The sequence below is a fragment of the Lysobacter sp. Soil_N_23 genome, assembly GCF_057656135.1.
Window position 1 is genome coordinate 26,436 of record NZ_JBDGKY010000009.1, and the last position, 17,500, is coordinate 43,935.

Genomic DNA, 17,500 nt, shown 5'->3' on the forward strand with positions numbered 1-17,500 from the left:
GCGCTTCGCCTCCCGGATGGACGCAGCGCCCTGCCCGCCCGGGCGTGGCCCTGAGGCCCGCGCACGACGACGACCTGCCATGGCTGCGAGCGCTGTACGCCAGCACCAGGCAGGAAGAGATGGATGCGGCCGGCCTGCCTGCGCTGCTGCGCGCGCAGTTCCTCGGCAGCCAGTTCGAGCTGCAGCACCTGCATTACCTCACCCATTACGCGGCCGCCGACTTCCTGGTCGTCGAGCACCAGGCCCGCGCCATCGGCCGCTACTACCTGCTGCGCGAGGAGGGTCCTGGCAACGATCTGGTAGTGGACATCAGCCTGATGCCGCAGTGGCGCGGCCGCGGCATCGGTGGCGCGCTGATCGCTGCCTCACAGGTCGACGCGGTGGCCCGCGGTCGCGGGATGACGCTGCACGTGCGTGCCGACAACATCGGCGCCCAGCGGCTGTATGCGCGCCTGGGCTTCCGCCTGCAGGCCGACGAGGGCGCCTACTGGCGCATGAACTGGACGCCCGCACCGGGCGATGCGATCGCCTAGTTGAAGATGGCCTGGTAGAGGAATCCGTCGCGCTCGCGCGCGACCGGCACCAGGAAGAGGCCAAGCTCGCCCATCGCGTCGTGGCGCATGCGGTACATCTGCTGTGGAAACAGGAAGGAAGAGCCGTTGCGGAACAGCAGCGAGAACGGCGGGCGGGGAAGCGGCGCCTGCTGTGGCAGTGGCCGCGCCTCGACCAGCACGAACGGCACTTCCATGTCGTTGAGATCGGCGGCGAAGGTTTCGTTCAGATGCCGCGCGAAGTGTTCCACCGTAAGCAGTTCCATCGAATCCCCTTCGACGCCCCTGCGCCGCGAACGAAAGTGTGCAGCAGGGAGGTGGCGACGGACAAGGCGCCGCTCCCGCGGCGTCAGTTGCCCCGTGTCTTTGCTCGCGCGATGTGGGCAGGAGCGGCTCCGCGCATCGCCCGGATGCAGCGGGCCATGTGACTGGGGTGCGCGAATCCGGTCGCGAGCGCGATCTCCGTCATGCCCAGGCGACCCTGGCCCAGGTGCTGGCACGCGCGTTCCACGCGGCGTTGCATGACGAAGCGATGCGCAGGCACGCCAACCGCGTTCTTGAACAGGGCCTTGAAGTGCGAAACGCTGAACCCCGTGACCGCGGCGAGCCCGGCAAGGGCAAGGTCCTCGTCCAGGTGCGCCTCGATGTAATCGACGACCTTCCGCAACTGCCACGCCGGCATCGCCGCAGCGCGGCCGGTGCGCTGCAGCTTCGACGGTCGAAATGCGAGCAGGCGGGCCGCAAGTGCACAAGCCAGCCCGTCTACGAAGAGGCGGCCGGACGGATAACCTTCCGCGCTCTCGCGCTGCATCATCCAGCCGATGCGTTCGATCTGAGGGTCGCGGACATGGATCGCAGGCGCGAGGTCGTACGCGTCCGGCGCAAGGCGCAGCGTATCGGCAGCTTCCAGCAGCTGCGCGGGCGCCAGCCTCAACAGCAGGGATGTGGCCGGCGCCGACAACGTCCAGCGCGTGCTCGAACCGGCGGGTACCACGCAGAACTGGCCGTGCAGGCGTGTCCCGCGACGCTCGGAGCGGTCGGCCCGGTACGAGACCGGCACAGGTGCGCCGAGATGCAGGCAAAGCACGTGACGGTGATCGACCGGTGAATCGAATCGCCCTGAGGGCACCGGCGAGACCAGTACGTCGAGCGGCGGCAGCCTGCCCCCAGGCAAGGCGCCGGCGATGGCTTGCGCAGGAGTCGGCGGATAACAGGAAGGTCGGTCCGGATCGCTCATGGCCCGCATGTTTCCACTGCGACACGGGCGAACGAAGGCCCGAAAGTCATCCTTTCGTGCTGCCAACGGCCGAACGTGCTCGCGACCCTGGAGACCGGGCGGCATCATCGCCCCACCTTCCGACAACGCCCCCTGAGAGACGATGAAAACCTGCATCCCGATCGCGTTCGCCCTGGCCCTGATGAGCACGGGCACCCTGGCTCAAGACGGCGCAGGCACGCCGTCCGATCCTCTTTCCCGCGCTGCGGGCACAGTCGGTGAAGAGCATCTGCGCCTTGCCGCGCTGGCGGGCCAGTGGAACGTGAAGCAATCGCTCTGGCTGATCGCCGGAAAGGCGCCGCAGGTGGACACCGGAACGGCGCAGTTCACCGTCGTGCTCGCAGGCCGCGCGTTGCAGCAGGATCTGCGCATCGATTCGAGCCCGCCATTCCAGGGCATCGGCGTCATCGGCTACGACAACGTCACGCGCACCTACTTTGCGAGCTGGATGGACGTGCACTTCACCGACCTGCTGGTCCTGCGTGGCGTACGCGACGAGCGCGCCATGACCTATCGCTTCAAGGGCAGCATGTCGGCTGCGGACGGAACGGTGGTCCCGACGCGCGAGGACCTGCAAGTCGTGGACCGGAACCACCTTGTGGCCAGGTATTTCGAGACCAGGGGCGGCGAGGAAACCCAGGTGGTCGAACTGGCGTACTCGCGCCGCTGATGGCGACGTGGCACCACATCGATGGCGCCATTGCCCGCACAGTGTTGTCAGGGCGCAGCCGTAGCGTACTCCAGTGCCCAGTAGTACTCCCACTCGTGGTAGCGCAGCCCAGTGGCCAGGGGAGAAACCGCGGCAAGAAGTTCCCGCTTGGAGGGGAAGTTCTTGAGCACTCGATGTGATGTTCCATCGGACAAAAGTCGAGTCTGGTACGTATTGCCCTCAGCGTCTTGCTCGGTGATGGGCGTGCTGCTGCCAGGGACGAAGCGGTTGTCGACAAGCACCACAGGTGCGCCGGGTTCAAGCGCCGCGTGGAAACCGCGGAGAAACTCGCCGACTCTTGCGTGGGGTATGTGAGACCACCAGAAGCCAGCGAAACCTGCGCCGAGCGGCTTGGGCTGAACCGGAAGGCTATATGCATCTCCGACGACGAACTCCACCTTCCCTGGCGCTACGCGAGATTGGGCGACCTGAATCGTCTCTGCGGACGAGTCGACGGCAACGACACGCGAGCAGCGGGGCGCGAAGATTTGTGTCCAGTATCCCGTGCCGCATGCGATCTCGAGCACCGAGCGACCAGCAAGAACGCCAGGCAACCAGCGTTCGATCTGTCGAAGATCCGCTTGGCGCTCCGGCTTCGTATAGACCTTGTCGTACTCGGTTGCGCGTGCCGCGTAATAATCCTGCATCGGTGCTTCCTCTACTGGTCCGCTCCCATGTCGCGCTACTGCGAAATGGGGAGTTTCCGCTTTGGGCGGAACTACGGCATTCGGGCCCATGCGCCGAACATCACATCGCCAATATAGATTCCATCGGACCCGGCGCGCTCCTCGTCCAGGCGCGACTGCAGGTTTTCCACGTCGACTTCGTCCGCGGTCGCGACACCGAGGGAAACGATGCGCATCAAGCACGCTCGGACGATGTGACCGAGGCCGTACGGCGCATCAGGCGTTTGCACCAGACATTCGGCTCGCACCGATTCAACCGTCAGTCCAGCGTTTGTCAGTATCCGGTGCAGATTGAAACCGATGTGGAGATCTGCGCCTTCGCGCGCAATCATCTCACGCACCCAGCCCTGAGCCTTCCTGTGCAGCGGGAAGGCATCCAGGCTCGCCGGAGCCATCGTCGTGTCGTGCTCCTGGAACACCATCACCCCGCCCGGTCGAAGGTGACGCGCCAACGCACGCGTCGCCCCAATCGTGTCGGCCTGATACATGAGCACTCGCCGCCCCACGATGGCATCAAAGGTACCGATCGAGTCTGGCAGATCCGCCAGACGACTTTGGACGAACTCGGCGGCGATCCGGCTCGACGCGGCTCTCTGGCGCGCGATGGCAAGCGCCGCGTCGTCGTGATCGACCCCGATGACGCGACCATGGCCACCCACGAGTTGCGAGACGAGGAACGCAACGTCACCTGATCCGCAGCCTACGTCGAGCACGCGCATTCCACTGCTGATTCCAGCATCGGTCAGCAGGCGCAAGGTGAAATCTGGTCCGGGAACTGTCATGGGTATATCCAGCTCGCAATGGCGGCTATGGGTCGGAATCAGCCACGCATCTACTCGAAGTCAACAGGCATGAATGGGGCGGGACCAAGGGGCTTCGGTGTCTGATCACTGCAGCCAGAAATGCATGTCAGTATCCCCATCTAATGAAACCTTATAGATGGCGCCATGAAGAGGCGATTCATCCCCCTTGGCCGACGTGCATGAGAAGGTCTTGGGTCCACCAACAACCTCACGCATGACAGGCCCAAAGTAGACTTCGAGTGTCCGCTTGGGTCGAAAGCGGTCATTGGCCCCTACCCCAAGGCAGTTGGGCAGATCAGATGCCTCGGGGGTACTCGATCGGGCCATACGGAATCGCAGCGTTGCCTTCCTGCCTCAGCAGGTACATGAGTTCCCGCTCTGTGTCGACGAGCAAGACATACGGCTGATCATCGATGGCCTCTCGGCTGCTGAGCTTGTGCCGGACAAGCCCTTCGGGCAACGGAAGATGGGCCACGGGCCAGCCGCGTTCGGCAATCTGCTTTTGCGAAGGCGTTCCGTACGCGTCGAGGAAAGCGAGCGCCTGCCGACTGCGGGGATCGACCTGCCGGTGGACCGCATCGGACACCTCTGTGTCAGGCAGCGGGGCGCGCGGAGATTCTCTGCGCAAGACAGATTCTGGCGGTGCGGACTGGTGTACCGCTACCTGCATCGCGAAGAGCACGGTGAGTGCAATGCCTTGCATGGGAATCTCCTCGGAAGGACCGTCGAAGGACATCGGGTTCGCGGCACGGCCGAAAGCTGGTCGGACCTGGGTCGAGAAGCGGTTTCAGCCCCTTATTCGTTTCTCTTCTTTCGCGCAGCGTAAGTTCCCGCTGCAGCAACGAGGATGACGATAAAGACAACTACGACGCCAATAGACATGTTGAGCCCCCCTTCAGCCGACTCGATATTGAATGGCGGTGATCACGGTGTGCCTCCGCCCCCGGATTCGGCTTGAGCTTAGGCAGGCTCGGTCCGGCTAGCAAGCCGGCATGATCGGACCCTGTCGGCCGGGGCGGATGAACGACGAAAGGGCCGCTTAGCTGACATCAGCACCAGCTCGACCGCCCCGGCCGCCCCATGACTGCTATCGGCCAGAAGCGGACAAAGGCCGGCGATCAGTCTTCAAAGTACGGCTCACCCGAGGGCCAGAAGAGGTCGTACCTCTTTGCAAGCGCTCTAACAATCGGGTCGGTGTCCGAAGCAAGTTGAAGCGCTTGGAGTGTGTCGCCCCCATAGATCACGTGATCGAACTTCTCCGGAAGCCCAACAACTTCCCAACGGCAACCCGAAACGCCATCACCGATATCGAAGTTCACGCTGCCTTCCTGCACCTCGAATGGGGCGTATAGCCGAATCTCGATATCGTGTCGCTCGGGGTGGCCTTTCGCGCTGTACTGCAGCAACCGCGTCGCAATGACCTCAACCACATCCTCTCCTTGGTGGCCGCCATGGCTCGGAAGCGGACACTAGCACCGCATCGGTCGTTCCGCCCGCCCCCTATGACCGCTAGCGGCCAGAAGCGGTCATTGCAATTGGGCCGCGCTGCGGTCGATTAGAAGTGGAGGACGTTTGATTTCCGCGACTCGGCGTAGCGGCCGGTTTGAGCGAGTCGCCCGGTGCGCTATTCGCCCCATCTGCTAAGGAACTTGCCTCGCAGCTTGGCGAACTCCGAAACGATCACGTCAGTTGTGCACTCGCCTTCACGCCCTGGATTGTGCTCCAGAGTCGGTGTTCCGCCAGCGATATGAAGGACGGTTAGGCGATACTTATCCGAATACCGGCCATCAATCGACGTAAGAACAAACTTGGAAGATGCCATTGGCAGGCTGATCGTGGAGCGAACACCCCACCTCGGAAGCTCATCCTCAAAGCCCCCGGGCATTTCCATGGCAGCTTGATGCATTAGTTGTCTGGCCTGCATGATTTGCTCGTCGTCAGCGACGCGAAACGTAAACTCCGCGCACCTGACAAGCGGATCCATCTCCTTCGTTTGGTTACAGGCGGTTGAACTTGCTGCGATAGCCGCCCCGAAAAGGAGGACGAGCCTGCGCGAACGCTTCATACCGGTCTTTCTCCTCTCGCGTAGCCCATGCGTGCTGGTTCGATCGTTCTCTCGACCGTCGTCCTATCATCGTGCAGCGGATGATTCTCTCCTCTTGGCACGCTTCGATTGTTGCCAAGCCGACCCGGCCGACAAGCCACGTAGAGCGCGGATCGGTGACCCAGCCGGAACGTCGCATAGCGAGCACCCAGTACCGCTGGACAGCGTCCGCTTCGGGTCGGAAGCGGACATTAGCACCGGGGCGGCGACCTTGCCGGCTCCCAATGTCCGCCATCGGCCAGGAACGGGGCGTACGTCATCACCGCGAAGCTGGCTTGAGCTCGCTCTAGTCGTGCGCCTCAGGTGCCCGCTTGCCGACCAATTCGATCTCGCATTGCTGTTTTGCGTAAGCACTGCGCCAGTCGAATCCATTGGACCTGCACAACGCCAACTCGAAATGGCCTCCCGCAGGCTTGACAGAGATCGAGGTCAGCACGCGCTCATCCAACACCTTCCAGTTGAAGTTGGCGACGTCCTTCAGAACTGCCGATCCGCCAATCGTCAGGCTGGAGATCAACATCACTCCCGAGCCCTGTCCTGCGCCGCGTTCCTGAGGGCCATACCTACTGATCTGCAGAACCAAACGACTTGAGCCTACCTTGCAGACGATCGCCTGATCTTCTCCCAATGGAAGGACCTGATAGCCCTCCGGCGCCGCAATGGTCGTTGCCTCGTCGTCGGTCACCGCCATGGGGACCAGCACAAAGCCTTTCCCGTCCGGCGAACAATAGGTTGCGGCGCCGAGCTCGACCCAGTCGGCACGGGCAGCGCCAGTGAGGCAAAGGAGCGCGGCCATGGCAATGAATCGTTGCATGTTCCTTCTCACGTACGCAGGCGCTTTCCGTAGGGATCGAGATCTTGCACTACCGGAGTGTCGATGCTCAGCGCGGCTTCCCGGCAGCACTGACCGTCGTCGTGGTCGTTTCGATCCAGTCGGCGTAGTGGCTCAGCCGCACGCCGTAACTGGTCTCCCCATACCGGCCTGGATAGATTTCCGTGCCGTTGACCTCGGCATGCTTCCATGCAGCGATACCTGCAACGCGCCACTCATTGTCCACGGAGACCAGGATCGGCCCGCCGCTGTCCCCACTACCGGTCGTCGCCTCGAGGGGGAGCGCGTTCGGCGGCTTGTCGAATGTATATCCGATCCATCTGCCTCCCGAGACAGTGATCTCGTTGTAGCCATGGCGCAGGTCGGTCCGGTTTGGGCCGTGCAGATGGTGTCCCTTCGAGCCGGTTCCCGTGGCTCCCCGCCCCATGATCCGAACGATCTTTCCCAATGCCGAGCCGTTGTAGATCGGTGCAGGTGCAACGTCGCGAACCGGCTCGGCGAGCTGGATCAACGCGATGTCGTCGGACGACGCGGTGAAGTCGAAGAAAGCCGCCCAGTCACCCGACTTCATCGCGGCGTCGATCATCGCTTGGGGCGCCCTCTTGTAGCCCGGATGGATGACGACGCGGCTGACGGCCCGGGGAGTGCCACCGACAACGACCACATCCACCGAGTGCTGCCAGCTGACCGCGTGGGCAGCCGTAATAACCCACTGGGGTGCGATGAGGACCCCATGACCCTCGCCAGGAACATCCGCCAGCGCCGGGAAGTCGGATACAGCCATCCGATACTGTAGGTCCGGGACGTCGTCACGGATGACGACTGCGTTAGCGCCGAACGAGGTCAGTAGAAGGAGAAAGGCAGCATGACGCATTTGCAACATCCGTTGTCAGGAACGCTCATTGTCGAGCCCGAGGCACCCATTGGCGATATGCCCAGTTCGACATGTCTGCTTCGGGTCGGAAGCGGACATTAGCACCGGCTCGACCACCCGCCCGCTCCAATCGCACTTGATGTCCGCTCTCGGCCAGGGCCATTCGCCAACGACTGAGTTAAGCCGCCGCGGAGCGATGTCGGCTTGAATGATGTTATCCACAACCCGGGATGGCGAGCTTGTAAGTCTCTGGATGCTCCCACGCCTTGACGACAACAGCGCCAACAGCGCCAACAGCCTCATCCCATACGACCGACTCCAACGAGCTGGAAAAGGTCTTGAGAAGGACCCTGGGACTATCCCAGCCAGGGCGATAGGCAACTATGGAACCCGTTGAGCCATCTTGCCAAGCAGCGATTGAACCGGATGGAGCGACGGACATGCCGTAGCACTGGCCGAAGTCCCGAGACTTGTAGAAGCAGTGGTTGAAGTGGCCGATACCCTCAAACCCAAAGTCACCTGAGACTCGCAGTGTGGCCTCACAAAAACCGCCGGCATACGGATCGCGCTGCTCGACGCCAGCAACACCACCCGCGCAAGTAGCGCAGCCGGATAAGAAAGTTGCCAATCCCAAAGCTGCAAGGAGCTTCATATGATGACTAACGCCTTGGCCAATGACCGCTATGGGTCGAAAGCGAACGGTTTACATATCGTATCCGACGTCATCGAGCCGATCGCGCATGCGAGCTGAGAAGGCGATGGTCTGCGTCTTGTTGAAGCGGCAATAGGTCGGCAACGAACCTTCCAGAATGTTCTGAACGAGCGCTGCGCCGCACGAAATCAGATACCGGAGCTCGTCCGGCGAGAGCTGGACATCAACCGTCTCGTTCATAACTCCACCTCATTCAAAGGCCCGCTTTGGCCGGAGGCAGACGTTAGCACCGTCCCGGCGTCTGGGTGATCCCCGGCCGTCCGCTATCGGCTACTTGCGGACATCTCAGCCCCTACCTCGCTGGGCTCGATTTCTCTGCCTTTATGGCCTGCTTCATCTGCTCGTCGAGTTGCCCGAAGTCGCGGACGAGCTGATCACACGCTTGCTTGCTCGATTCACAATGCACACTCGTCGCCATGCGCATTGCGCCATCTCTCTTGACGACTTGCCGCTTCACTACGGAGGGAAATGCGGCGTGACCCTTCGGTACGAATGACCAGAGTATGAGTTGCCGCCTGTCCTCGAAGAGGAGCCAACCCTGTTGCTCACGCTCAACGATCTCGGTGTCTGACCGCAGTGATTCCAAGGCTTCTTCGACAGTCGAGTAGCCAATAGTCGGGCCGGTCGTCTCTGGCACAGGCGAGAGCTCCCCAGCAGTGGCCCGGCCCACAAAACCTGCGATGAGCAATATCAGAAAGCGCCGCATGGATTCCCCTGGATGATTCCGGCCGGGCAGCCCTAGCGTCCGGCCAGCCATCCTCCGATCCGGCCAGATCTTTTACAAGAGGGCCGGGTGCCAATGACAGCAACGGGTCGGAACTGGACATTAGCCACGCCCCCCAGTCAACTGATCCCGATGGATGAGCGCCCCGATGCCCTGTCAATGCTGAACGTGATACGCCATTGGCGCGCAGGGCTACGCGGCTGGCGATGCGCAAGGGTTATCGCCCGCGTCGGGCAGCCGGTGGCGCCGGCGGTGGCGGCGTTGGCTTCTGACGGGTGGCGCCGTCTCTGATCATTCTGTCGAACTCGCTGCATGCCTCATGCTTGCCTTCGCACATGACCGAGCTCGCCCAGAACGCCCGGCTGCCGTCGCTGACCAAGCGGCGCCTGACCAGCGCCGGTGCCCACGGCCAGCCCGCATCGTCGTAGACCTCGTAGGTCTCCATGCGGAGGTTGTCGTACAGGTTGTAGAAGCGGATGTGGTCCGCCTCCGGCTGGGATTCGCCCTCGCGTGCAAGCCTGGCGAGGTTCTCGCCAATCGTCGGGAAGTCCAAGGGCAGCGGGTCATCGATCCATGCCGGCAGTGTGCCGTCGGCCGCAGGCTTCTGCACGGGCGAGAACTGCATCCGGTCGTAGTGCGCCAGCATCTGCTCGATGCTGGCGGCGGGCTTCGGCTTGACACCCGCCACCCCGGCCTCCTCGGACAATGGTGAGGGCGGCGGGCCATCGGCAGTGAAGGCCACGGGCACCCGAACGCGCCGGTGCTCCTCGCCTTCCGAGAATACCCAACCATGTGCTGCAGCCACTGCGGCAGCGTCGAGCTGCGCATGTCCAGACGAAGACTCGACTTGCACATACTTCACTACGCCGCAGGTGTCGAGCGAGAGCACCAGGACGGTCGTACCGGACAGTTTCTTGGACGCCTCGTCTGGATACTGCGGCGGCTTCATCGGATTGGCCGGCGCGCATCTGCCCGATACGGACGCGGCGGCGGCAGGTTGCGATGATGCTTCGGCGCATGCCACCGGCATGCACAGCGAAAGGCCGAGCGCAAACAAGCGTCTGTCGAGTTTCATCCCTTCCCCGGAATTTTGACATTGAGTGCGGCGGTCCCCACCACCGGTCACATGCGATTGCGGCCGCGTTAGCCTATTTGGGGCGCGCTTGCAGCCGCAAGACCCGACGCACAATCTGTCTTTTGGTCAATATTCAAGCCACATGCGCGCCTGGTCGAGCTCGGCCTCCGGCATGCCGCCCAACTCCGCTGCCTGTCACATGTAGTTGCACGCGGATGGCTCCACGCCTTCCACTGGAGTCCTTACTACAGTGCCGTCCTCGGCCTGAGACAGCTCGTTGACATCAAGATGACAAGTTCCCTGATGGACCGAATGCATGAGCTCGTACTGCCTGTCCGCCAGTGGAGTCAGGGTAACTGCGAAGTCGCACGACCCTACACTGCTGTCCTCCACGCGCTTAGGAACTGCCGGACCGACAGTCCTGAAGGCAACAGTGAACGGTTGCCCCGCTACCACCTTCCTTTCCTTCCGCTTTGCGTCGGGCTTATCGGTTCCACCAAGCATCTTGAGTGTGCTGTTCTCGGCATAGCCTGGCATTACCCAACGTCCTTCAGCCCCTACTATCCCGATCACGGACCTGCCCTTGCAGCTTGCGTTGGAAAAGGTGGCGGCCAACACAAAATAGTCGTCGCTGTCGATCGCAATCCTGACCTTCGCGGTAGGACCTGACGCAGGGGGCACATAGTGCGTGCCGCAACCCGGCGACAACAACGCAGCCGCGATGGTGACCAGGCAAACTGCTCGTGGATTCACTGACTTCCCCTGTGCGAATTTCGATCAGACGGAGCTCCCTCTGCTTGGACACCTGACTCCGGCCCGGCGACTCCCTGATACAGCACGAGCTTATGGCTCTTGACGCGGGCCAGCAAGGCTCCGCATAGCCGATCCGAACGTTTCGAGATGCCAACACTCAAACGAACTTCAAAATGCAGATGTGCGCGCGATCCGGAGAGCGAGCGCGCTGCTAGGTTGACCGGTTGAAACCGCAGTCGAAAGCGGACATTAGCATCCGTGAGGCAACAGGGCATGCCGGCACCACCGGTAGCGACGCGGGCGCACGGCAGAAGCTCTACCGCTCCGTCGCGAGCCAAGTGAGGCGGCACGGGAGCTCGACACCCTCACTTGCGTATGCCTGGCCTCTTCAAGCCCGATGGCTCGAGCTCACTTGTGCACGCTTGCAACGAACTCTTTCATGAACGCACTCTGCGGCCGCTTTGCGCAGGCTGCCGCTGTCTTCTCCGGAGCCGCCTTTAGTCCGCCGATTGTCGACAGGTTGATGTCGCCGCCGGCCATTGCCACGCCGGCCGCCATGTCGAAAATGTTCATGTCACCAACCGGCCTGGTCGGCAACGTGGAGGCGAAGTAGGCGTAGTCCGCGTTGAACTGGGCACACGTCTTGGAAGGCAGGCTCCTGACGCTGTCCTTGTAGAACAACACCGGCAAGAGAATCGGCGTCACGACGGCCTGGGGCTTCGCCTTCAAACCCGACACCACTTCTGCTGCAGCTGCATCGAGCTCGGCTGAGCCGGATGGCTCGACGAGTACTGCAGGCCCGAGCGTGCCATCGGGACGGATTTCAGTTGAGAGCACCACGCGACCCTGGATGCCCTTGTCTGCCAACGCTTGCGGGTAGTGCGCAGTGCCGGCGAAGACCATGATGTCGTCAAGGCGCTGCGCCGCCGCCTCCGGTTGCTGCCCAAGGACCGTCACCGGCACTGTGACCAGCAGGGCCAGGATGAGTTTTTCACGAATCAATGTATCCCCCCGTCCATTCCCAAGAAGCCTTGCAGATGCTCAACCAACTACGCTGACTTGTCGCCGAACCCGATGCTGCTACACCACTAGCCACCTCGCCGAACCCAGCCAGAGCTTCGGGGCGAGATCGCAACCAAGCGGGGAACAGGCTGTTCAGTCTGCTTCCGGCCAGAGGCGGTATTGCCACCGCGAAGGCTCGTCGACCGACTAGCTGCATTCCAATCGGACCGGAAGGTATCCCCTCAACTGCGGCCCGACTACGACGTACTGGCAGAACCTCTTGTCGATACTCTCTGCAACGACGGATACGCTGCGCCCATCGGAAATCATCCTCAGGACGTAGTTCTTTCCTGATTCCGCGTCGATTGAAACATCCATGTTCGCGTACTTGTCGATCAAGGGGTACGGATTCGAAAAATCATTGATGTGAACCGAAAGAACGTGGCGGCCAGGCATGACCGTTACCGAATAAGGGGGATTCTTGTCAGTGACTTTGAACGTTTTTCGTTCATCCACCTTTTTGATGAACATGTACCGACCGTTTGTGTTATCCGCCCAAAGTGTGGACGTCTGGTCGATTGCCGTTCCGAGCGGAATGTCGATCTGAGGCGTTGCCACCGGAGCCACTGCGCATGCGCTCAGCAGTGTCATCAATGAGAAGGCAGCTATCTTCTTGGGCACAAGCAACTCCGTGGTGTTGAAGTAAGGTGCAGTCACGTTGCAGGTTCGTCCTCTGATCCTGTCATGCCACCCACCGGTTCACCCGTCGCGGTGTCCTCGATCCAAGCGCGGAATGTCCGGTAGCTTCCGAAGTCGTAGCGAGCCGAATAGGTCTTGCCCTGTTCCGCAACGAACCAGATATCCGCATAGCCGTATCCGTCTTTCCCAACCACGCGCAGCAACACCCTGTGCTTTCCCGGACGCAGGCGCACCTCATCCAGTACTCGCGTGTCCAGCATCAGGTTGCGGGGCGACGTCTTGCCATCGATCTCGTCGACGAGCAGTTTGTCAGCAGGGGCGAGAAGGACCCGAGCCATTACGCCCTTCTTCTGCGGCGGCTGAACGTTCAGGACGACCGCGTCCTGGGCACCGTCGGCCAGGTCCCATGATTTCGACCAGGACTCCTGTTGCTGCGCCGACGCCTGGGTGGCAGCCAAGGCCCAGATCAGCAAGGCCAATCCGCTCGATCTCCACGTCCTCATTCGTTCGACTCCACGCGCTGCAACTGCGGCGTCATGCCATAGCCGACTATTTTCGCCGAGATCAGGTAGCTGCCGGCCTCGAAATCCTCGTCGAACCGGTAAGGCGTGACCATGTTGCCATGCGCCATTCTGCCGGTGATGGTGTGCTTGCCGGGCGTGATCCTGATCTCTCGCACCGCGGCGTAGCCTCCGTTCCATGTGGTGTACGGATCCGCCAGCTCCTTGCCGTCCAACTCGTGAAAGATGGCATTGGGCGCGACTTTCACAGTGACGGTTTGCCCCTCTGCATGCGCTCCGGCCTGGTACCAGACCGGGGGGACCGACTGACAACTGGCCGACAGGACGACCAACATCAGCGCCAAGAGTTTGCAGCCACCCCGAACTACCCCCTGCCTACCCGGCAACGGCTTCCCCATGACGCCCCCATGTTGTGTGCGTGAGCTTCGACGAACGCGCAGCTCTCCCCCACTGCAATGTATCAACAGGCGAATGCAAGCTGCAACGGACTGCCCGCCTGGCCAAGTTTCGACCGGCAGGCCCAGCGACCATCACAATGCCCGGGCCTTCTCCCGCGCTTCAAAGAGCCGCAGTGCGCGCGTTCTGAACTGCTCATGCTCAAGGCGGTTCCGAAAGACCAGGGGATCCCTGCCGTACGCCTTCTTGTATCCAGCCCTGGTCAGAACAACCAGGTCTCGATTGAGCTTTGTCCCAGAGGGGAACGCCCCTCGGTCAGATAGGTGGCCGTGAAGTAGGTCAGCCTCAGGCGATCCCAGAAGCGGACATCCAGCACTTAGCTCAACTTCTCGCGGAGATAGGCTTGGGCACGTTCGGTCAGTGCCAGCGGCGACGGGCCACTTCCCTCCATGAAATCCACCATCCGACCCACAGGCCAATCGTAGCTACGGCCATCGACGAACGCTATTCCGTGTTCGTCACCTCGGAAATCGTGCCAGTAGCGGGCCACTAACGTGTTCTCTGCATAGATTCGGTACTGGTATTCGCGGAACTCACCAGGCTTCCGGTCATCCTTCTCGATGCGATAGATCATGCAAGAGGCGCCCCAACGTTGAACACGAGTATCGGCCAGAAGCGATCTCTCATCCGGGGCCATCGACGTCCGCTTAGGGTCGAAAGCGGACATTAGCACCGCCTCGGCCGTACCGCCCGCTCTATGACCGCTACGGGCCGAAGCGGACTTCACACCACTGTCACCCCTGCGAGGGCATGAGGTCGATATCTGCTACCGCCGATGACCAGGCATGTCCTCGCCACCGGATCCGGCTCCGTGTCAGTTGACCGTTACGAGGGGAAGGCCATGCGTTCACTGCATATCGCCGTCGCGACATTCGTGTCTGGCGCCGTGCTTCTCACCAGCTGCCAGCGCACTGAGGCACCGCCCCCATCAACCGCCTCGCCCACGAAAGTCGCGCCCGCCGAAATGGTCTCGCCGACACAGGTGCCTGCTCCCACCTCCGCGGCCGACATTGCAGGCACTCCATCCGGCACGGTGATGACGCCGGGCTACATCGAAACCATGGGCCGGATGATCTACGTGTGGGGCTGGCCGCTGGTAAACCACTACAACCGCGCAATGGCCCTTGCGGATCTGCCCGAGCCCGGCCGCAACGGCGGCGTGTTGCCAGTGGCGCCGCCGGGGTCGATCAGCATGCTGACCGACTACATCCAGGCCGACCAGAAGTTCGTTACCTGTCCCAACCAGGACACTGTCTACGGGGCCGGCTATCAGCACCTCGACACGCAGCCGGTGGTCATCCAGGTGCCGGATTTCGGTAACCGTTTCTTCGTCTACCAGATGGCCGATTCACGCACCGAGTCGTTCTGCTCCATCGGCCAGCAGTACGGCACCAAGCCCGGTTTCTATCTGTTGGTCGGACCGAACTGGAAGGGCGAAGTGCCCAAGGGCATCAATGCCACGTGCCGTGCATCGACCGATCTGGTCGCGGTGCTGCCGCGCGTCTTCATGGACGACACGCCCGAGGACCGCGCGATCGTGCGTCCATTGGTCAACCAGGTGGTGCTGTACCCGCTGGCCCAGTTCGACGGAACGATGAAGACGAAGGACTGGTCAAATACGCCGGTGTTCCCGGCGCCGAAGGTCGAAGGCCCGGGCGAAATGAAGTTCGTCTTGCCCGAGAAGTTTTTTGACGAGCTACCCGCCGTCATGAAGGGCGTTCCGCCGCTACCCGGCGAGGAAGCCTTGTATTCGACCGCCCAGTCGTTGCTCGGCGCGGCGGCGAAGGATCCGAAGATCAAGGAGCAGTTGACCCGGATTGCCGTGGCGACCGAGAAGGACGTCATCGCGCCGCTGTTCGAGTTCCGCAACAATGGCCGGCCCGTCGGTAATGGCTGGACGTCTCCGCCCAACGGCGCGCGGTGGGGCTTCGACTACCTCTCGCGCACGGCATCGGCGAAGTCCAACATCTACGACAATGCGCCCAACGAAACCCGCTACGTCTATACCGACGTGGACGCCAACGGCACGCGGCTCAACGGGGCCGGCGGCAGCGCCTATACGGTGACGTTCCCGATGGGACAGACGCCACCGGTGAAAGGCTTCTGGTCGCTGACGCTATACAACAAGCACCACCTGTTCGAGCCCAATGCGCTCAACCGTTTCGGCGTGGGCACCAAGAACAAGGACCTCAAGCTCGGCGAGGACGGCTCGTTGACGCTGTACGTGCAGCACGCGTCGCCCGGTCCCGACAAGGAGAGCAACTGGCTGCCGGCACCGGCGGACGAGTTCTCGCTCTATATCCGTGCGTACTGGCCGGAAGCTGCGATCACGGAAGGCCGTTGGACACCTCCGGCAGTGACCCGGGCCCGCTGATTCGGGATCGTGATGTCCGCATTGGGTTGCGTTTCAACCAGTCGACGCAACACACTGAAAGCTGCCTGGGCAGGAAGCGGACATCGCACCGGGCCGGCAACCTTGCCGGTGCCGAGGTCCGCTTACGGCCAGCAGCGGACATCGAAACCGCTCTAATCCTGGTCCAGATAGCGAATCTGCGTGGCTCCGCCGCTTTGAAGGATGAGACCGGTCCGGATCTCCGGCAGCAGTACGGCAACCGGGTGCGTCGTGTTCGCCTTGTAGCGCCAGGCCACCCCGCCCTCGAGACTGATGAGTTCGATCCTCCCTCGCCGGGATTCACTCCCGGCCAGCACCAGCCACGGCTCTTCCGGCGTGTACGACGCCCAGTGCACGGTCTGCAAGGTGAAGGGATAGGCGCGTTCGCGTTGCCACGTTTTCGTGTTCCATTGGACGACCTCGGCCTGCTGCCCCGCGATGATCGGCGGTTTGTCCTGGCGCATCCTCTTTGGCAGCCAGTTCACCGTGACGAGACGCCTGCCTTGGTCACGCAGCATTACCGCCAGCACGTCGGTGCGAGGTTCCAGCTCATACGTCGTGGTGCGGCTGACGACATGCAATCCAGGGACCCTTCCGGTTCTGTCCAGCCGCAGCAACGCGAGTTCGCCGCTGCTGCTGCCAACGGCAATCAGGCCGGACTTTTTGTCCGATCCCAACGCCGTCACCGAACCCCGGAACTGCAACGCGTCACCGACCACCGAGCGTCGAGCATGGTCGTACAGGCGCAGCTCGTTGGCGCTGGCGATCAGGTAGTACCCCTTGATCGGACTGGCGCTCACCGGGCCACCATGCCATTCGCCAGGCAGCGCGATGAGCAGTTCACCGCTGCGAGCATCCCACACCTTGGGCATGCCCTGCGGATCGAGATTCATCACCGTCGATCCGGCAGACGCGGTCAGCACGATGCCATCCTCACGGCCAATCGCGACATGGTCGATGCGGACGGTATGCGCTTGACGCGTGATGCGTGATTCGGCTTTCCGGGTGTCCCAAAGCTCCAGCCGACCACTGTCCCGTCCAACGGCCAGGATCTTCAAGTGCGGGTCGTACGCGACCGACGTCGCGCTGTCGTCCATGCGACGGTTCAGATCGATGAAGTTCTGTACGAACTCGCCGCTGGCACCTGCATTCCGTGACGCCAGGGCGAACGGCAAAAGCACGAACACCGCACACAGCAATCCAAGCGCGGCTACCCGCTTCCATCGTGTCTTCGCGTCCATGTGATCCCTTGACTGCGCCGTGCGCCCGCTCAGTGAAAAACGGCCCAGGGCCCGACCCGGGGCCCAAGCCTTCCAGTTTGTCGATCGTAG

Annotated in this window: 20 protein-coding genes; 3 read left to right on the forward strand and 17 right to left on the reverse strand. The window is 62.2% G+C overall.

The window, feature by feature from the left end:
• The first annotated feature begins 44 nt into the window (after positions 1-44).
• Positions 45-533: an N-acetyltransferase family protein gene (locus AC3A3X_RS08635; protein WP_487582617.1), complete on the forward strand. Its 489-nt coding sequence runs from the start codon at positions 45-47 to the stop codon at positions 531-533.
• On the opposite strand, the gene AC3A3X_RS08640 is transcribed toward AC3A3X_RS08635, so the two are convergent.
• Together AC3A3X_RS08640 and AC3A3X_RS08645 are read right to left on the reverse strand one after the other, a co-directional pair.
• On the reverse strand, positions 530-817 hold the full coding sequence (locus AC3A3X_RS08640; RefSeq protein WP_487582618.1) for a DUF6916 family protein: 288 nt from the start codon (positions 815-817) through the stop codon (positions 530-532). The two genes, AC3A3X_RS08635 and AC3A3X_RS08640, sit on opposite strands and share 4 nt — an antisense overlap.
• 83 nt (positions 818-900) lie before the next feature.
• Positions 901-1,788, reverse strand: a complete 888-nt coding sequence (locus AC3A3X_RS08645; RefSeq protein WP_487582619.1) for a helix-turn-helix domain-containing protein — start codon at positions 1,786-1,788, stop codon at positions 901-903.
• Positions 1,789-1,930: 142 nt separating this feature from the next.
• On the opposite strand from AC3A3X_RS08645, the gene AC3A3X_RS08650 reads away from it, so the two are divergent.
• Positions 1,931-2,497 (forward strand): DUF1579 family protein, encoded by a 567-nt coding sequence (locus tag AC3A3X_RS08650; RefSeq protein ID WP_487582620.1) that lies wholly within the window; start codon positions 1,931-1,933, stop codon positions 2,495-2,497.
• 47 nt (positions 2,498-2,544) lie between these two features.
• Here the strand turns inward: AC3A3X_RS08650 and AC3A3X_RS08655 are convergent, their stop codons facing one another.
• The 14 genes from AC3A3X_RS08655 to AC3A3X_RS08720 form a co-directional block, all read right to left on the reverse strand.
• Positions 2,545-3,183: a class I SAM-dependent methyltransferase gene (locus AC3A3X_RS08655; RefSeq protein ID WP_487582621.1), complete on the reverse strand. Its 639-nt coding sequence runs from the start codon at positions 3,181-3,183 to the stop codon at positions 2,545-2,547.
• 71 nt (positions 3,184-3,254) lie between these two features.
• Entirely contained in the window at positions 3,255-4,004 is a 750-nt protein-coding gene (locus AC3A3X_RS08660) for a methyltransferase domain-containing protein (protein WP_487582622.1), read from the reverse strand.
• 316 nt (positions 4,005-4,320) lie between these two features.
• Complete coding sequence (locus AC3A3X_RS08665; protein WP_487582623.1) at positions 4,321-4,728, reverse strand: hypothetical protein; 408 nt, start codon at positions 4,726-4,728, stop codon at positions 4,321-4,323.
• Positions 4,729-5,143: 415 nt separating this feature from the next.
• Positions 5,144-5,455, reverse strand: coding sequence for a hypothetical protein (locus tag AC3A3X_RS08670; RefSeq protein WP_487582624.1), 312 nt, complete (start codon positions 5,453-5,455; stop codon positions 5,144-5,146).
• A gap of 194 nt (positions 5,456-5,649) precedes the next feature.
• Positions 5,650-6,090 carry a hypothetical protein gene (locus AC3A3X_RS08675; RefSeq protein ID WP_487582625.1) on the reverse strand — a complete coding sequence of 147 codons (441 nt, stop codon included), beginning with the start codon at positions 6,088-6,090 and terminating at the stop codon, positions 5,650-5,652.
• 325 nt (positions 6,091-6,415) lie between these two features.
• Positions 6,416-6,943, reverse strand: coding sequence for a hypothetical protein (locus AC3A3X_RS08680; RefSeq protein ID WP_487582626.1), 528 nt, complete (start codon positions 6,941-6,943; stop codon positions 6,416-6,418).
• A gap of 67 nt (positions 6,944-7,010) precedes the next feature.
• Positions 7,011-7,835 carry a S1 family peptidase gene (locus AC3A3X_RS08685; protein ID WP_487582627.1) on the reverse strand — a complete coding sequence of 275 codons (825 nt, stop codon included), beginning with the start codon at positions 7,833-7,835 and terminating at the stop codon, positions 7,011-7,013.
• A gap of 703 nt (positions 7,836-8,538) precedes the next feature.
• Positions 8,539-8,727, reverse strand: coding sequence for a hypothetical protein (locus AC3A3X_RS08690; RefSeq protein ID WP_487582628.1), 189 nt, complete (start codon positions 8,725-8,727; stop codon positions 8,539-8,541).
• Positions 8,728-9,488: 761 nt separating this feature from the next.
• A complete protein-coding gene (locus AC3A3X_RS08695) occupies positions 9,489-10,328 on the reverse strand; it encodes a TonB family protein (protein WP_487582629.1) in 840 nt (279 codons plus the stop codon).
• A gap of 1,179 nt (positions 10,329-11,507) precedes the next feature.
• Positions 11,508-12,101, reverse strand: a complete 594-nt coding sequence (locus tag AC3A3X_RS08700; RefSeq protein ID WP_487582630.1) for an energy transducer TonB — start codon at positions 12,099-12,101, stop codon at positions 11,508-11,510.
• A 207-nt stretch (positions 12,102-12,308) separates the two neighbouring features.
• The gene (locus tag AC3A3X_RS08705; RefSeq protein ID WP_487582631.1) at positions 12,309-12,818 is read right to left on the reverse strand and encodes a hypothetical protein; all 510 of its coding nucleotides are present in this window, start codon (positions 12,816-12,818) and stop codon (positions 12,309-12,311) included.
• Positions 12,815-13,279: a hypothetical protein gene (locus AC3A3X_RS08710; protein ID WP_487582632.1), complete on the reverse strand. Its 465-nt coding sequence runs from the start codon at positions 13,277-13,279 to the stop codon at positions 12,815-12,817. Before AC3A3X_RS08710 ends, AC3A3X_RS08705 begins: the two co-directional genes overlap by 4 nt.
• 20 nt (positions 13,280-13,299) lie before the next feature.
• Positions 13,300-13,656 (reverse strand): hypothetical protein, encoded by a 357-nt coding sequence (locus AC3A3X_RS08715; RefSeq protein ID WP_487582633.1) that lies wholly within the window; start codon positions 13,654-13,656, stop codon positions 13,300-13,302.
• Between the two features lie 437 nt (positions 13,657-14,093).
• A complete protein-coding gene (locus AC3A3X_RS08720) occupies positions 14,094-14,444 on the reverse strand; it encodes a hypothetical protein (RefSeq protein ID WP_487582634.1) in 351 nt (116 codons plus the stop codon).
• A 315-nt stretch (positions 14,445-14,759) separates the two neighbouring features.
• Here AC3A3X_RS08720 and AC3A3X_RS08725 point away from each other — a divergent pair, with 315 nt between their 5' ends.
• On the forward strand, positions 14,760-16,151 hold the full coding sequence (locus tag AC3A3X_RS08725; RefSeq protein ID WP_487582635.1) for a DUF1254 domain-containing protein: 1,392 nt from the start codon (positions 14,760-14,762) through the stop codon (positions 16,149-16,151).
• A gap of 152 nt (positions 16,152-16,303) precedes the next feature.
• On the opposite strand, the gene AC3A3X_RS08730 is transcribed toward AC3A3X_RS08725, so the two are convergent.
• Positions 16,304-17,410, reverse strand: a complete 1,107-nt coding sequence (locus AC3A3X_RS08730; RefSeq protein ID WP_487582636.1) for a WD40 repeat domain-containing protein — start codon at positions 17,408-17,410, stop codon at positions 16,304-16,306.
• Positions 17,411-17,500 lie beyond the last annotated feature (90 nt).